General features: G+C 40.0%; 15 protein-coding genes and 1 tRNA gene. 10 read left to right on the top strand and 6 right to left on the bottom strand.

The window, feature by feature from the left end:
- Window positions 1-3 precede the first annotated feature (3 nt).
- The 6 genes from secG to ACUR5C_RS02180 all read left to right on the top strand — a co-directional run bounded on the left by secG (window position 4) and on the right by ACUR5C_RS02180 (window position 7,149).
- Window positions 4-474: a preprotein translocase subunit SecG gene (gene secG / locus ACUR5C_RS02155; RefSeq protein ID WP_454466707.1), complete on the top strand. Its 471-nt coding sequence runs from the start codon at window positions 4-6 to the stop codon at window positions 472-474.
- A gap of 54 nt (window positions 475-528) precedes the next feature.
- A tRNA-Leu gene (locus ACUR5C_RS02160) sits at window positions 529-614 on the top strand.
- Between the two features lie 191 nt (window positions 615-805).
- Window positions 806-1,942 carry a glutamine-hydrolyzing carbamoyl-phosphate synthase small subunit gene (gene carA, locus ACUR5C_RS02165; protein WP_454466708.1) on the top strand — a complete coding sequence of 379 codons (1,137 nt, stop codon included), beginning with the start codon at window positions 806-808 and terminating at the stop codon, window positions 1,940-1,942.
- Window positions 1,943-2,014: 72 nt separating this feature from the next.
- The gene (gene carB / locus ACUR5C_RS02170; RefSeq protein WP_454466709.1) at window positions 2,015-5,233 is read left to right on the top strand and encodes a carbamoyl-phosphate synthase large subunit; all 3,219 of its coding nucleotides are present in this window, start codon (window positions 2,015-2,017) and stop codon (window positions 5,231-5,233) included.
- A gap of 12 nt (window positions 5,234-5,245) precedes the next feature.
- Window positions 5,246-5,722 (top strand): transcription elongation factor GreA, encoded by a 477-nt coding sequence (gene greA, locus ACUR5C_RS02175; RefSeq protein ID WP_454466710.1) that lies wholly within the window; start codon window positions 5,246-5,248, stop codon window positions 5,720-5,722.
- 170 nt (window positions 5,723-5,892) lie between these two features.
- On the top strand, window positions 5,893-7,149 hold the full coding sequence (locus tag ACUR5C_RS02180) for a sensor domain-containing diguanylate cyclase (protein ID WP_454466711.1): 1,257 nt from the start codon (window positions 5,893-5,895) through the stop codon (window positions 7,147-7,149).
- 28 nt (window positions 7,150-7,177) lie between these two features.
- Here ACUR5C_RS02180 and ACUR5C_RS02185 read toward each other — a convergent pair whose 3' ends face one another.
- Together ACUR5C_RS02185 and tsaA are read right to left on the bottom strand one after the other, a co-directional pair.
- Window positions 7,178-8,038 (bottom strand): phage integrase N-terminal SAM-like domain-containing protein, encoded by an 861-nt coding sequence (locus ACUR5C_RS02185; RefSeq protein WP_454466712.1) that lies wholly within the window; start codon window positions 8,036-8,038, stop codon window positions 7,178-7,180.
- A 148-nt stretch (window positions 8,039-8,186) separates the two neighbouring features.
- On the bottom strand, window positions 8,187-8,897 hold the full coding sequence (gene tsaA / locus ACUR5C_RS02190; protein ID WP_454466713.1) for a tRNA (N6-threonylcarbamoyladenosine(37)-N6)-methyltransferase TrmO: 711 nt from the start codon (window positions 8,895-8,897) through the stop codon (window positions 8,187-8,189).
- Window positions 8,898-9,035: 138 nt separating this feature from the next.
- Here tsaA and ACUR5C_RS02195 point away from each other — a divergent pair, with 138 nt between their 5' ends.
- The 3 genes from ACUR5C_RS02195 to ACUR5C_RS02205 all read left to right on the top strand — a co-directional run bounded on the left by ACUR5C_RS02195 (window position 9,036) and on the right by ACUR5C_RS02205 (window position 11,285).
- A complete protein-coding gene (locus tag ACUR5C_RS02195) occupies window positions 9,036-9,386 on the top strand; it encodes a VOC family protein (RefSeq protein ID WP_454466714.1) in 351 nt (116 codons plus the stop codon).
- 38 nt (window positions 9,387-9,424) lie between these two features.
- Window positions 9,425-10,609 carry a MalY/PatB family protein gene (locus ACUR5C_RS02200; protein ID WP_454466715.1) on the top strand — a complete coding sequence of 395 codons (1,185 nt, stop codon included), beginning with the start codon at window positions 9,425-9,427 and terminating at the stop codon, window positions 10,607-10,609.
- A 79-nt stretch (window positions 10,610-10,688) separates the two neighbouring features.
- Entirely contained in the window at window positions 10,689-11,285 is a 597-nt protein-coding gene (locus tag ACUR5C_RS02205; protein WP_454466716.1) for a peptidylprolyl isomerase, read from the top strand.
- A gap of 9 nt (window positions 11,286-11,294) precedes the next feature.
- Here ACUR5C_RS02205 and ruvX read toward each other — a convergent pair whose 3' ends face one another.
- The 4 genes from ruvX to gshB form a co-directional block, all read right to left on the bottom strand.
- Window positions 11,295-11,708: a Holliday junction resolvase RuvX gene (gene ruvX, locus ACUR5C_RS02210; RefSeq protein WP_454466717.1), complete on the bottom strand. Its 414-nt coding sequence runs from the start codon at window positions 11,706-11,708 to the stop codon at window positions 11,295-11,297.
- On the bottom strand, window positions 11,705-12,265 hold the full coding sequence (locus ACUR5C_RS02215; protein WP_454466718.1) for a YqgE/AlgH family protein: 561 nt from the start codon (window positions 12,263-12,265) through the stop codon (window positions 11,705-11,707). Before ACUR5C_RS02215 ends, ruvX begins: the two co-directional genes overlap by 4 nt.
- A gap of 116 nt (window positions 12,266-12,381) precedes the next feature.
- Window positions 12,382-13,275 carry an energy transducer TonB gene (locus ACUR5C_RS02220; RefSeq protein WP_454466719.1) on the bottom strand — a complete coding sequence of 298 codons (894 nt, stop codon included), beginning with the start codon at window positions 13,273-13,275 and terminating at the stop codon, window positions 12,382-12,384.
- A 21-nt stretch (window positions 13,276-13,296) separates the two neighbouring features.
- Window positions 13,297-14,250, bottom strand: coding sequence for a glutathione synthase (gshB, locus tag ACUR5C_RS02225; protein ID WP_454466720.1), 954 nt, complete (start codon window positions 14,248-14,250; stop codon window positions 13,297-13,299).
- A gap of 350 nt (window positions 14,251-14,600) precedes the next feature.
- Between gshB and pilG the strand changes: the two genes are divergently transcribed.
- Complete coding sequence (gene pilG, locus ACUR5C_RS02230; RefSeq protein WP_454466721.1) at window positions 14,601-14,987, top strand: twitching motility response regulator PilG; 387 nt, start codon at window positions 14,601-14,603, stop codon at window positions 14,985-14,987.
- Window positions 14,988-15,005: the final 18 nt, after the last annotated feature.

The raw sequence follows: 15,005 nt of genomic DNA on the forward strand, positions 1-15,005 counted from the left end.
ACCATGGAAATTATTTTAATTATTTATTTAGTAGTCTCAATTGCCTTAATTGGCATTATTCTTTTACAGCAAGGTAAAGGTGCTGAAATGGGGGCTTCGTTTGGTGCAGGTGGCGCGAATACAGTTTTTGGTGCTGCTGGTTCAGGCAATGCATTAACTAAAACCACGACCATTTTAGCGATTTTATTTTTTGCTACTGCTTTAGCAATAAGCTATTTAAATGCAGAGCCAGAAATTATTGTTGATGAAGTTTTAGATGTAACAGCGCCAATTGAAAGCAAAGGCATTGAAAGTGAGCTGCCTAAAACAGAAGCAGGGCTTGAATCACAAGTTGCTCCAGCTCAACCTCAAGCGACTCAAGAAGTTAAGCAAGCAGGCGATGCTAAAGTTGAAGCGGCGAAAGTAGAGTCTGAAACTGCAGTAGAAAAAGCTAAAGAAGCAGCTAAAACTCAACCTGAAGATGACACTAAATAAACATTACTTATTGAATATATAAGAAGTATCAATATGTTAAATGAACAGAATTATGCCGAAGTGGTGGAATTGGTAGACACGCTATCTTGAGGGGGTAGTGGCCTTTGGTCGTGCCGGTTCAAGTCCGGCCTTCGGCACCAATTTTAAAACCGCCTTTTTAGGCGGTTTTTTTATATTTATTTTGTCACTCTGATTGGACATTCACTTATCAGATCGCTTAAAATACCCCGATTTTCCGCGAATGCGGTCGAGTGCACAATTAAATTAGAAAGCGGAAGAGAATTTTAACCCTTTTCCGCTTTTTCATATCTGTTTTATGCCGGAGGGTAACTTGTCTAAACCTGCCATTCTAGTCCTTGAAGACGGAAGTATTTTTCATGGTGTGTCGATTGGCGCTGAAAGCGTTTCAGTTGGCGAAGTCGTTTTTAACACCGCAATGAGTGGGTATCAGGAGATTTTGACAGACCCTTCTTATGCAAAGCAAATGGTGACCTTAACTTACCCCCACATTGGAAATACCGGGATCAACCAAGAAGACCAAGAATCTAATCAAATTTGGGCTGCTGGGTTAATCATTCGAGATTTGCCATTAGTTCACAGCAATTGGCGCGCAGAAAAGAGCTTATCGAGCTACTTAGCAGAGAATGATATTGTTGGTATAGCAGACATAGACACCCGTAAATTGACTCGAATTTTAAGAGACAAAGGTGCTCAAAACGGCTGTTTGATGGCCGGTGATAACATTGATGAAGCGAAAGCCTTACAGCTAGCGAAAGACTTTGCTGGATTAAAAGGGATGGACTTAGCGAAAGTCGTTTCTACTTCTGAGTCTTACGAGTGGTTTGAAGGAAGTTGGGAGCTAGTTGGTGGACATAAAAAGCTGACCGAGGCCGATGAAAAGTTTCACGTGGTTGCTTATGACTTTGGGGTAAAGAAGAATATTTTACGCATGTTAGCTGATCGAGGTTGCCGCTTAACAGTTGTTCCTGCACAAACACCAGCCGAAGAAGTACTTAAATTAAACCCGGATGGCATTTTCCTTTCAAATGGGCCAGGTGATCCTGAGCCGTGTGAATATGCAATCGAAGCTATCAAAGCATTTTTAAAGACAGATATACCGCTGTTTGGTATTTGTTTAGGGCATCAATTACTCGCTTTAGCTTGTGGCGGTAAAACAGTCAAAATGAAATTTGGTCATCATGGTGCAAATCACCCAGTAGAATCTCTCGACGATAAAACCGTTATGATAACCAGCCAAAACCATGGCTTCGCTGCTGATGAAAGTTCATTGCCAGATACATTAAGAGTAACTCACAAGTCATTATTTGATGGTAGTTTGCAAGGTATCGAGCATACCCAAAAAGCCGCATTTAGTTTCCAAGGTCATCCTGAAGCGAGTCCTGGGCCTCATGATGCAGCACCACTGTTTGATAAATTTATTGACATGATGCAAGTCACTAAAAGTTAAGATAAGACAGAATATAGCATTTCAATATTCGTCATTTTTTTACATATAGCTAAACTAAAACGGTAATAGTTGATGCCAAAACGTAACGATTTAAAAAGTATTTTAATTTTAGGAGCGGGCCCAATAATTATTGGGCAAGCGTGTGAGTTTGATTACTCTGGAGCGCAGGCTTGTAAGGCATTAAAAGAGGAAGGTTATCGAGTTATTCTAGTTAACTCTAACCCGGCAACTATAATGACTGATCCTGAAATGGCCGATGCTACCTATATTGAGCCTTTGCACTGGGAAGTTGTTGCCAAAATTATCGAAAAAGAAAAGCCCGATGCAATATTACCCACTATGGGAGGGCAAACAGCGCTGAATTGTGCACTTGATCTGGCGTCTAGAGGCGTTCTAGAGATCCATAAAGTTGAAATGATAGGTGCTAATCGCGAAGCTATCGATAAAGCCGAAGATAGAGAACAGTTTGCTCGCGCAATGCGTAAAATTGGTTTAGACATGCCTAAAGCTGGCATTGCTCATTCTTTAGATGATGCACATAAAGTATTAGAGCAGGTCGGTTTCCCATGTATTATTCGCCCGTCTTTTACTATGGGTGGAACGGGTGGCGGTATCGCATATAACCGCGAAGAGTTTGAAGAAATATGTACTCGCGGGTTAGATTTGTCACCGACAACTGAGCTATTAATTGATGAATCGCTTATCGGTTGGAAAGAGTATGAAATGGAAGTGGTTAGAGATAGAAAAGATAATTGTATTATAGTTTGTTCTATTGAAAACCTTGACCCTATGGGAGTTCACACCGGAGACTCTATTACTGTAGCACCAGCCCAAACTTTAACCGATAAAGAATATCAAATAATGCGTAATGCGAGTTTAGCTGTGTTGCGTGAGATAGGTGTCGAGACTGGCGGTTCAAATGTTCAGTTTTCGGTTGACCCCAAAACGGGTCGTATGATTGTAATTGAAATGAATCCACGCGTGTCGCGTTCTTCTGCTTTAGCGTCTAAAGCGACAGGTTTCCCTATTGCTAAAATTGCTGCCAAGCTTGCGGTAGGTTATACCTTAGATGAGCTGCAAAATGACATTACGGGTGGCAATACGCCAGCTTCATTTGAACCGAGTATTGACTATGTAGTAACTAAAATACCACGCTTTAACTTTGAAAAATTCCCTAATTCAGACGCCACTTTGACTACTCAAATGAAATCAGTAGGTGAAGTAATGGCCATAGGTAGAACTTTCCAAGAATCGATGCAAAAAGCACTACGCGGGTTAGAAACTGGAGTTGATGGTTTTGATCCGATTCTTAATGTCAAGCGCACCAACTGGAAAGAAACGTTAAGACACCACTTACAAGTGCCGGGAGCCGAGCGAATTTATTATGTAGCTGATGCATTCCGTCAAAATTATAGTGTTGAAGAAGTTTTTAATATAACCGCAATTGATCCTTGGTTTTTAGTGCAAATTGAAGAGATTGTTAAGTTAGAAAGCGAGTTTGCAAAGCTCGGTATTGGTCAGCTGGATCGCGATAAGCTTCGCTTAATGAAGCGCAAAGGATTTTCTGATAGACGACTATCTAAACTCATTGATGTTTCGGAAAAAGAACTTCGCAAGTTACGCCATAAGTTTAAGCTGTTTCCAGTTTACAAGCGTGTCGATACCTGTGCTGCAGAGTTTTCAACTAATACCGCTTATATGTACTCTACCTATGAAGAGGAGTGCGAATCGAACCCTTCTGAGCGTGATAAAATCATGATTTTAGGCGGCGGTCCTAACCGAATTGGGCAAGGTATTGAGTTTGATTATTGTTGTGTTCATGCTGCTTTTGCAATGCGCGATGATGGTTATGAAACTATCATGGTTAACTGTAACCCAGAGACAGTATCAACTGATTACGATACTTCAGATAGACTTTATTTTGAGCCTGTTACGCTTGAAGATGTTTTAGAAATCGTTAATAAAGAAAAGCCTAAAGGCGTCATTGTTCAATATGGTGGACAAACACCGCTTAAGCTAGCTCGTGATTTAGAAGCTGCCGGCGTTCCAATTATTGGTACTTCGCCCGACGCAATCGACCGCTCTGAAGACAGAGAAAGGTTTCAGCGAGCTATTGAGCGCTTAGGTTTAAAACAGCCGCCTAATCGAACCGCAAAAAATATGGAAGATGGAGTTCGACTTGCTGATGAAATTGGTTATCCTTTAGTCGTTCGTCCTTCTTATGTTCTGGGTGGGCGAGCCATGGAAATCGTGTTCAATGCAGAAGAGTTACGTCGCTATATGACCGACGCGGTATCTGTTAGCAATGAGTCGCCAGTACTGCTCGACCGTTTTCTCGATGACGCTATAGAAGTGGATGTTGATGCTATTTTTGACGGTGAGACCGTTTTAATTGGCGGTATTATGGAGCATATTGAGCAAGCGGGAGTTCACTCAGGTGATTCGGCTTGCTGTATTCCGCCTCATACTTTAAGTAAGGACATGCAAGCGCGATTGGCTGAACAAATCAAAGTGATGGCCAAAGAGCTTGATGTAAGAGGTTTAATGAACACTCAGTTTGCAATTCAAGGCGACAATATATTTGTTTTAGAGGTTAATCCTCGTGCTTCGCGAACCGTACCATTTGTATCTAAAGCTACTGGACGACCATTAGCTAAAATTGCCGCAAGTGTCATGGCAGGGCGTTCCTTAAAAGAGCAAGGCGTTGAACCGCTAGTAGACAGTAATTTCTTTACCGTTAAAGAGCCCGTATTTCCTTTTAATAAGTTTCCAGGTTCCGATCCCATTCTAGGCCCAGAAATGAAATCTACGGGTGAGGCTATGGGAGTAGGCGAATCATTTGGAGAAGCTTATTATAAGGCCCAACTTGGTGGTGGCTCGCAAGCACCGCGTGGCGGCAAAGCGATATTGAGTGTTAAAGAAAGTGATAAAGTTAAATTGCCAGAAACTGCGCGGGCGCTCATTGATTGTGGATTCGAGATTTTAGCGACCGGTGGTACTGCTACTAAGCTCATTCAAGAAGGTATATTTTGTCAGCGCGTGAATAAGGTTTTTGAAGGCCGACCGCATCTTGTTGATATGATTAAAAATGATGAAATTGATTATATTGTAAACACCACAGAAGGTAAGCAAGCTGTTGCAGACTCATTTCAAATAAGACGTTCTGCGTTACAGTATAAAGTGGCCTATACCACAACGCTTGCTGGAGGTTTAGCCACAGCAGAAGCGATACGTCATCAAAATAGACAATCTGTTAGCTCGCTGCAAGAGCTGCATAAAAGAATTAAATAAAGGTAACGATAAATGAACTTAACCCCTATGACGGTTGAAGGTGCAGACGCCTTAAAAGCCGAATTAACTGATTTAAAACAAGTGCAACGACCTAGAGTTGTTGCTTCTATTGCAGAAGCAAGAGAGCATGGTGATTTAAAAGAAAATGCTGAGTACCATGCGGCAAGAGAACAACAAGGCTTTATTGAAGGTCGTATTCAAGAAATAGAGTCGAAACTGGGTTCGGCGCAAATTATTGATGTCACTAAAATTACCAACAATGGCAAAGTTATATTTGGCTCAACTTTAGACTTGGTGAATTTAGAAACTGATGCGGAAGTTACTTATAAAATTGTGGGCGATGATGAAGCCAATATTAAAGTGAATAAAATTTCTGTAAACTCGCCCATTGCGAGAGCTTTAATTGGTAAAGAAGAAGGTGATATTGCTGTCGTAAGAACGCCCAATGGTGACGTAGAATACGAAATTGTTGAAGTGAAATATTTATAAACTTAAAGCTTCTTTAAAATTTTGTTAATAAGCCTAGCTAAGCTAGGCTTTTTAGTAATTAAAAGGTGTTAAATTAAAAACGACTTCACGCATTGCTGCTCTAGTAGTAGAAATACTCTAAATATCGTGCCAAACTAGTTTATCCTTTTCGCTTAATACACCCGAAGCTAATGGACTCTGCTATTCATAACCCCCAAATTGAGCACGTTAACAGCCTCGCATTGCTAAATGCTGTTCAGGACGGCGTAGCAATTTTAGATGATGGAGTAGTACTTTTTGCTAATAATGCCCTTTGCGAATTATTAAACTGTCAACTAGACGTTCTAGTAAAACAGCGTTTTAGTGACTTTTTTTCATCAGATTTCACGTCAAAAATAGAGGCTCTACTCCAAAAGTCTGCAAGCGAAAGTGAAGCCAATAGTGAAGCCAAAAGTGAAATAGAAGTTGAGCTCTCTTGTACTAATATAACCCGAACATTGATTCTCACCTGCGGCACATTAGTAGAGCTTAACCGCGATCAGCTAATTGTTGTAACGGTTCGAGATATTAGCTGGCATGCTAAGTTAGTAAAGCAGTTTAGAGAATCTGAGCGCGAGTTAAAGCAAATAATTAGGAATATGCCAGGCATTTTTTACCGAACCGACGCTGAAGGTAACTTAATTAAAGCTTCGCCCTATGCGTTGCGTATCTTAGGCTATAGCTTTTCCGAAGCTATCGGTAAACCGATGACTCACTTTTACGCTAACCCGGAAGAACGCAGCGAAACTTTACAAAAAATATTGGCATCAAATGGTGATGCGGTCGCGGTAGAAACTCTAATGCGTTGCAAAGATGGCTCGACTTTTTGGGTTTCTACGAGTGCGTATGCGCGCTTTAAAGCCGACGGTGAGTTTTTAGGCGTCGAAGGCGTATCTTTAAATATAACTAAACAGAAAGACCTTGAGTATGAGTTAAGAGAAAAAGCGATAAGAGATCCTTTAACTCTGCTTTATAACCGAAGTGGAATTATTGAATTAATCGATAGAGCATTACAGCGTAGTGTTCGCGATAATAGCAACTGCTCAATTTTGTTGATTGATCTAATTGGCTTTAAAGAACTTAACGAGAAGCTTGGCCATAAGCTCGGTGACGAATACCTCAAAGAGTTTGCGGTTAGGTTAAATAACAGTTTTAGAGCGTCTGACAATATTGCCAGAATTGTCGGCGCTGAATTTGTTGTGTTACTGAGTGATGATACTTCTGCTGAAACCGTAAAAGATTTATTATGGCGCCTACAAGATACGATGCAGCGCTTCTATGAAATTAAAGGCGAACTTTTAGAGTTTAACTATCAGGTTGGACAAGCAAATTACCCCAAAAATGGCACATCGGCAGAAGAGTTAATTGACTTTGCCGATAGAAATACACAACCATTTATAAGCACCTAGCAAGCTTCATAGCATTACTCAAGCATGATTAAGCCGCGCCCAAGTGAGCGCTAAAGCCTAATTCTTTCTGTAAATTATTACCTTGCTGAAAAGTGTTTGCTAGTGACCTTGAATTACTTACTGTTGATTTAAAAAGGTTAAGCTGACGCTCGGCAAGTTTTATTTCATTTAGCAAGTGTTTAAAGCTAATAGCCGCTAAAGGGTTGTTGCAATGACTACCCAAGACAAACAAAGCTTGATCTGGTTCCGAACTGACGTCTTGATTATTAAGCAAGTTAGCCTGAGGTAAAGCAGTAAGCTTTTCAACTTGAATATTGATTAATCGCTTCACCTTTAAACTCTGAATTCTTAACTCTATGCACAGTTGAAGGGGAATTTGAATTTGCTTAAGAATAGCGTTATTAGCTCCCCTTATCCTTAAACAGTTTCGCTTTAAGCAAAGGTCAACCAATCGAATACGCGTTACTTGGTTTAAGCTTAACTGCGCTAATGTAGCTAATTTTACCATTAATAGTGGGGTGCCTTGCATGTATGGAAAAAGCTTAGAGTAGTCATTTGTATGAGGTTTATCTGTAGCCTGACGCTGCGGTTTTGGGATTTTTATTTCGCCTATTTTAAGTCCTAATATATGGATGTAAAAAAAGGAGATCTTTTTGACAACATTCTTTAGTTGAGAGGAGTCGTATGCATGATGAACCATTAAATGGTTTAGGTAACCTTCTAAATGCTGCTCGTTAAAGCTTATGTTTAGGGTATCTTTGTAAAACCTTTTAAAACGCAAAACCCAATTGATAAGCCCTGCTATTTGGTTATTGGCTAGCCCAGCTTGCATAGCTACTTGATTGATCCTAGGAATTAGCTCAATCGCGTTTTGAGGTAATTGGCTCATAAGTTAGTCTCCATTTAAAAAGATTAATTGCTAGTTTTGGCTAGCTGTATAAATACTACTTGTACAGGTGGTTTTATGCAAGTTTTATTGTATATATTTTAACCTTTTAATTTCGCCTAGAATTTAACTAACTGAAAAGCATAACAATTTACTCCTGTCTATTTTTTATTTCGGTTACTTTACAGTGTTTATTCGCAATCTCGAACTTTACATTAAACTCATATAGATATACTTGATATTGCTGAACCTTTAAGTCTGCTTTTTTGTGTGCGGGTCGAGGATCTTGGGTAAGTACCTGGCTTATAAACGGTTGTAAATTGGGGTGAGTAGACCGATGAGTTTCACAAGCCTGCTTTGCTTGAGGTGAAAAGCTTATTTCTAAAACTGATTTTGGTGCGAGTTGTGCAAAGCCTGCGCTCGCTTTTTCTATTGAATCGGAATAAGGAATGTAAGGCTTTATGTCGATAACAGGGGTAGCGTCGAGGAAGTCAAAGTTTGCAATATCTAAAAACAACTGACTTTTTGTGCGTCTTAAACCTAAATTTTCTACCACCGAAAGTCCAATTGGGTTGGGTCTAAAATTACTTCGGGTTGCAAATACGCCTCGCTTTCGATTTCCGCCCAAGCGTGGTGGCCTTACTTGCGCGGCCCAGCCTTGCTCTGCTGTTTGGTGAAATATAAAAGTAATCCATAAGTGCGAAAACTCTTCTATTCCTAAAAATGCTTGCGGGTCATTAAACGGCGGGTGAAGTTCGATTGAGCCTTTAGCAAGGCTAACCAAGCCGGGTTGACGAGGAATTGCAAACTTCTGCTTGTATGGAGAGTGGATAACTCCAATTGGATTTAATGAGTAAGCCATGTTAATTGAGCGTTATTAATTATTAAGTGCAGTGTAACATGTTTAGTTTATTGGTTAATGAATGACTTAATTGATTGCTTATTTCAATTGTTTTAAGGTTAGCAATTACTTGTATCACCAAAATGAATGAGAATTGCAATGCCAACCCATCATAAAATAAACTATGTAGAGTTTCCTGTAAAAGATCTTGTGAAAGCGAAAGAGTTTTATCAAGCGGTTTTTGGCTGGCGCTTCATTGATTACGGAGATACCTATTGTGCGATTTCTAATGCGGGTATTGATGCTGGTTTTTATTTAAGTGAGCAGTCGATGCAAACGCAATCGGGCAGTGCTCTTTTGGTTATTTATAGCCATGATCTTGAAAAGAGCATCGCTGCGGTAGAGGCTGCTGGAGGCAAAATCGTTAAACCAATATTTAATTTTCCTGGCGGAAAGCGGTTTCAGTTTGTTGACACTAATTTAAATGAATTTGCTGTTTGGAGCGAATAAGAAACCTAGGGCATTTTAAATGCACTAAAGGAGGTCACTTGAAAGACGCACCTAACCCATTTGACGCTTTTGATAATCCGCCTGATCGAAAAAACTCACATTGTTACAAGTGGGATTACAATCAAAAAAAATTTGCCGATGCTAACCTAATTCCATTATGGATAGCTGACATGGATTTTGCGATAGCCGATCCCATTATTACTGCAATTAAAGCACGCACTGAACACCCTGTTTTTGGTTATAGCATGCGCACCAAAGCCTATGTCAATGCTATAATTGATTGGCTGCAACATGAATATCAGTGGAGATTAAATGAATCAGATTTACTTTTTTATCCGCCAGGAACCGTTGCAGCTATTAATGCACTCGTCAATGAGTTTTCATCGCCAAATGATGAAATTATTGTACAGACACCTGCTTATCCCCCGCTTTTAAAGTTAGTCACTAGAAATGGACGGCAATTAATCACTAATCCATTGGTCTATAACAGTGGCCAATATCACATGGATTTGGACCATTTACGCTCAATAATTACCCCCCAAACTAAAATTTTAATTTTATGTAGTCCGCATAATCCCACTGGTAGGGTTTGGACGGAAGCGGAACTTAACCAAATAAACCAAATTTGTGAAGCGCATAATATTCTAGTCATTAGTGATGAGGTACATGCTGATATAAGACCGTCAAACGTTCAGCACTTTCACTTTAGTCGACTAGCGCAAAGTAATACCAACAGCATTACTATTATTTCGTCGAGCAAGTCGTTTAATTTAGCCAGCTTGCCGCAGTCGACATTGATTTGTCTTAATCCTCAATTAAGACGAAGCATAAAAATGCTAATCGATAAGTCTCACCTTTCACTTGATAATGAGTTTTCAGCAGTAGCCACTCAAGCTGCCTACTCGCAGAGCCGAGCATGGCTACAAAGCCTAAACCAATATATCGCATTAAACCGTGATCGAGTAAAATTAAAACTTGAGCAAGAACTTCCCCAAGTTAAATTAGTTGAAGCGCAAGGTACATATTTAGCATGGGTTGATTTTTCTGGCTTAAATTTGCCTCATGAAACGATTCGAAAATTATTAGTAAAAAAGGCACGGGTAGGTTTATATGATGGTTTATTGTTTGGTGAAGAGGGGCGGGGCTTTTTTAGAATCAACTTGGCTTGCTCAAAAAAACTTTTAGAGGAAGCATTACATAATATTATTCAAGCATTTAGCTAATTGCTTAACCTAGTGCTTAGTTATGTTAAAATAAGTTCATGTTAGCTCAATCAAACTCAACTTTTGCTCAGGAAACTGAATGAAAATCATAAAATATCTAGTAATTTTTTTTACTGCAATTCAATTTAATTCGCTGTTTGCTTATAACTCAGGTAGTGAAATTCAGCCCGACAATTTGTTTCCACGGGTCAAATTAGTCACCCAGTTTGGCGATATAATTGTTGAGTTAGATCGGCATAAAGCGCCTATTACCAGTAATAACTTCTTAGTTTATGTTACCCAAAAGCAATATGATAATACGGTATTTCATCGGGTTATTGCTGACTTTGTAGTGCAAGGTGGGGGATATGATCTCTTATACAACCCAATAAAAGAAAATCAGCCAATCTTTAATGAGTCCGGCAATGGGTTAAAAAACGAGTCTTATACTATCGCCATGGCTCGTAGCGATAAGCCGCATAGTGCGACTAGCCAATTTTATTTTAATATTAGCGATAATCCAGGATTAGATCCGGGAAGCAATTGGGGGTATAGCGTTTTTGGGGTCGTGATTGAGGGCACCGAAATACTTGATAGAATGTCTCGTGTACAAACAGGAGTCGATAGTAAGCTAGGCTGGCCAGATGTTCCTGTAAAGCCCTTGGTGTTAGTAAAAGCCATGTTATTGGAAGAATAGTTGGCGCTTTTAATTCTGGCTTAAAAACCAAGACTCAAGAATTAGAGCAGCAGCAACACTATCAATTTGTGACTTTTTTAGTTTTTTAAAACCGCCAAATTCGAAAATTTCTTCACGCGCTGCTGCACTGCTCAGTCTTTCATCTACCATTTTTATTTGCACACCAAAGCGACCGTGAATTTGATTGGCAAATTTTCTAGCGCGTCTTGTAATTTCTTGCTCGGTACCATCCATATTAAATGGTTCCCCAACAATAACCAGCTGAGGTTGCCACTGTTTAAGTAGCTGCTCTACAAGCTCCCAAGACGGCTTTCCATCAGCTGCTTTTAATGTTTCTAATGGTGTTGCTGTTTGTGTAATTGATTGGCCTACCGCAACTCCAATGCGAGCTAAGCCAAAATCAAAAGCAATTACTTGACTCATGCGTGCCCCGTAAAATCAGATAAACTGTGAGGGTCAATACCTAAGAGGTTAATCGCTTCTTCCCACCTTTTACTAGCCTCGGTAGCAAAAACGATTTGAGGGTTTAACGGAACGGTTAGCCAGCTATTTTGCATAATTTCTTGCTCTAACTGACCAGCTTCCCAGCCAGCATAACCTAACGCAATAAAAGCTTCATCGTTAAGCTCGTGACGCCCAATGGCATGCAGAATATCGGTAGATGTTGTAATGGAAACATTCTGCTCAAGTACAATACTAGACTTCCATATTTTGTCTGCCTGATGAATAACAAAACCTCTATCTTGCTGCACAGGTCCACCAGCGAAAACAGGATTAATATTTCTGGCGTTAGAGCAGGGTATGGCCATATGTTCAAGCAGCTCAAAGGTTGAAAAGTCTAGTGGGTGGTTAATGACAATACCCATGGCTCCTTCTTCATTGTGCTCACACAGTAGTGTCACGCTTTGCTCAAAGCTGGGATCTTTAAGGCTTGGCATCGCGATTAACAAATGGTTTTTTAAGCTTGGAAATTTTTTCATATGACTAGTGTTGCCACTTATTGAATTAAAGGCAAGTAACAAATGAATTTTTTATTCGGCGGTTTAGTTAAATGATTTTATAAAGCAAAGCACTAAATGCGATTTTATCAATAAGACTAGTTTGTATTCAAAATGTAGTCTGGTTGAAATTGCCAAACTCGAATAATTTCAAGAATATCGGTGTCTTTGGTCATTTCTTCAGTTAACGGCTTAAAAGGAGCTGCAAGGCGAACAATTTTTAATGCGGCATTATCTAAAACTTTATTTCCTGAGCTTTGCATGATTTGAACTTGATTAATAGTGCCATCTTTATTGATGGCTACTTTCATGGTTAAGTTGCCAAATATTTTATCGACCTTGGCTTTTTGAGGATAATTTTGATTACCTATCATTTCTATCTTGCGGCGCCAGCTATCTAAGTAAAGGGCATCACTGGCTCTGTGAGTTGCGGCAGAAACTTGTCGTTTACGACCTTTAAGAGCTTGGTTAACGTTACTATTATCTAGATTGGCAATAAGGCCGGAAAGACGGTAGCTTTTATCAATGAGTGCCGCAGCGTCTGGAATTGGCTTGCTCACTTCCACTTTTTGCTGAGGGTTCGACATTTTAAACGCACGGCCTTGTGAGTTAATCACATCGGGTGTAGGCGGTTGTTGAGTCATCTGTCGACTGGCGACCTGCGGCTCAGAGGATATTTGATCGGGATTGTTAAACAGCGCCTTTTGAGTGGTACTCGGAGCAAGCTTTTGCTCACTGCTGCCTCCCGCTTCTTGGTTTGCTTGGCTAATATAGTCTGCTTTTTCTGGCTTTTTGTCGGCTTCAAATTGAGCTAATACAACATTGAAAGTTTTGCCGGCAGTACTTTTAGATAAGTCCGGTAATTTAAAACCTAATCCAAAAAATAACATGGCATGGAACACAATAGCCAAAAAGCCACAAAACATGACTTTATCTAGTTGACTAATTTGCGGCTGGTTGGCTTCGTCAATGACACCTTGGTGGTTTTGCATAAGTTTCACTAATATTAAAAATTAATTCAAAGTCACTTTAGACTCAATGGCGTCGAACAACATGGCGGCGATATTTAAGTCATAAGCCGCATCGATTTCTTTAATGCAAGTTGGGCTGGTGACGTTAATTTCTGTCAAATACTCGCCAATTACGTCGAGTCCGACAAATAATAACCCTTTTTGTTTAAGAGTGGGGCCAACTTGGTTGGCAATCCAGCGATCTTTTTCAGTTAGCGGTCTTGCCTCGCCTCTGCCGCCAGCTGCTAGGTTGCCGCGAGTTTCACCTTTGGCGGGAATACGCGCTAAGCAATAGGGAACAGGCTCACCATTAACCATTAAAATTCTTTTGTCGCCCTGACTTATTTCAGGGATAAACTTTTGTGCCATGGCGGTTTCGCGCCCTAGCTGAGTTAAAGTTTCAATAATTACACCAAGGTTAGGGTCGTTTTCGGTGGCCCTAAATATAGAGCTACCGCCCATTCCGTCTAGCGGCTTTAAGATAATGTCTTTGTGCTGTTGGTGAAATGCGCGAAAATCTTTCGCATTTCGGCTGACCAAAGTAGCCGTACAACACTGTGGAAACCACGCAGTAAAAAGCTTTTCATTTGCATCTCGTATTGCTTGCGGGTTATTTACAACTAACACGCCTTTTTCTTGCGCCAACTGAAGTAAGTAAGTTGAGTAGACAAACTCCATATCAAATGGCGGATCCTTACGCATGAGAATAACGTCAAACTCAGTAACTTTGCGGGTTGCAAGGCTAGATTTAGTAAACCAATTATTTGGATTGTCCTTCACTTCTAGCGCGTAAGAGTGGGCTAGAAGCTCACCTTGATTAAGATGTAAGTCAGATTGCTCAAAGTAAAACAGTTGATGCTGACGTTTTTGAGCTTCTAATAACATTGCAAAGCTACTATCTTTTTTAATGTTTATTTGCTCAATAGGATCCATCAGGATTGCAATTTTTAACGACATGGAGAATCTCGACTATAATTAGGAACATATGAAGGTTACTATGCAATTTAATGCAAAGAAAGCGCTAGATTGAAAAAAGTATATTGTTAATATAATCAAAGGCTTAATCGGTTTATTTAAAGTTAATTAGTTGTCTTGTCATTTAAAAGCTTGATTCTTATGGTTTTCTTTTTTAAGCTTGCAATATACACCACTCTCTGCGTTTTGCACGCATTTACGCTAAATCTCGGTGGAAGAGCACCGATTTTTATGTTAAAAGTGACTCAGGTTTCAGGTGTGCCATACTTGGCGCTTCGTACTAGTACAGAATTTCAGGTAGTTCACACTTCTATCTGTAGAGGAAAAGATGAATGGAAAATAGCTTTCAAGGTCTAAAAGCAATGGTTATTGACGACAGTAAGACGATTCGTCGAACTGCTGAGACATTGCTTAAAAAAGTTGGCTGCGAAGTTGTAACGGCCGTTGATGGCTTTGACGCCTTAGCTAAAATAGCGGATCACAAACCTAATATTATTTTTGTGGACATTATGATGCCGCGACTTGATGGCTATCAGACTTGCGCTTTGATCAAAAATAATAAGGATTTTCAAGATACTCCGGTCATAATGCTTTCAAGTAAAGACGGGCTTTTTGACCGAGCCAAAGGCCGAATTGTTGGGTCTGACCAATATCTTACGAAACCATTTAGCAGAGACGAACTTCTTGGCGCGATTAAACAGCACGTTAGTCACGCATAGCAGGTTGTCGTTTCTATC

It is taken from the genome of Aliikangiella aequoris, assembly GCF_053709105.1.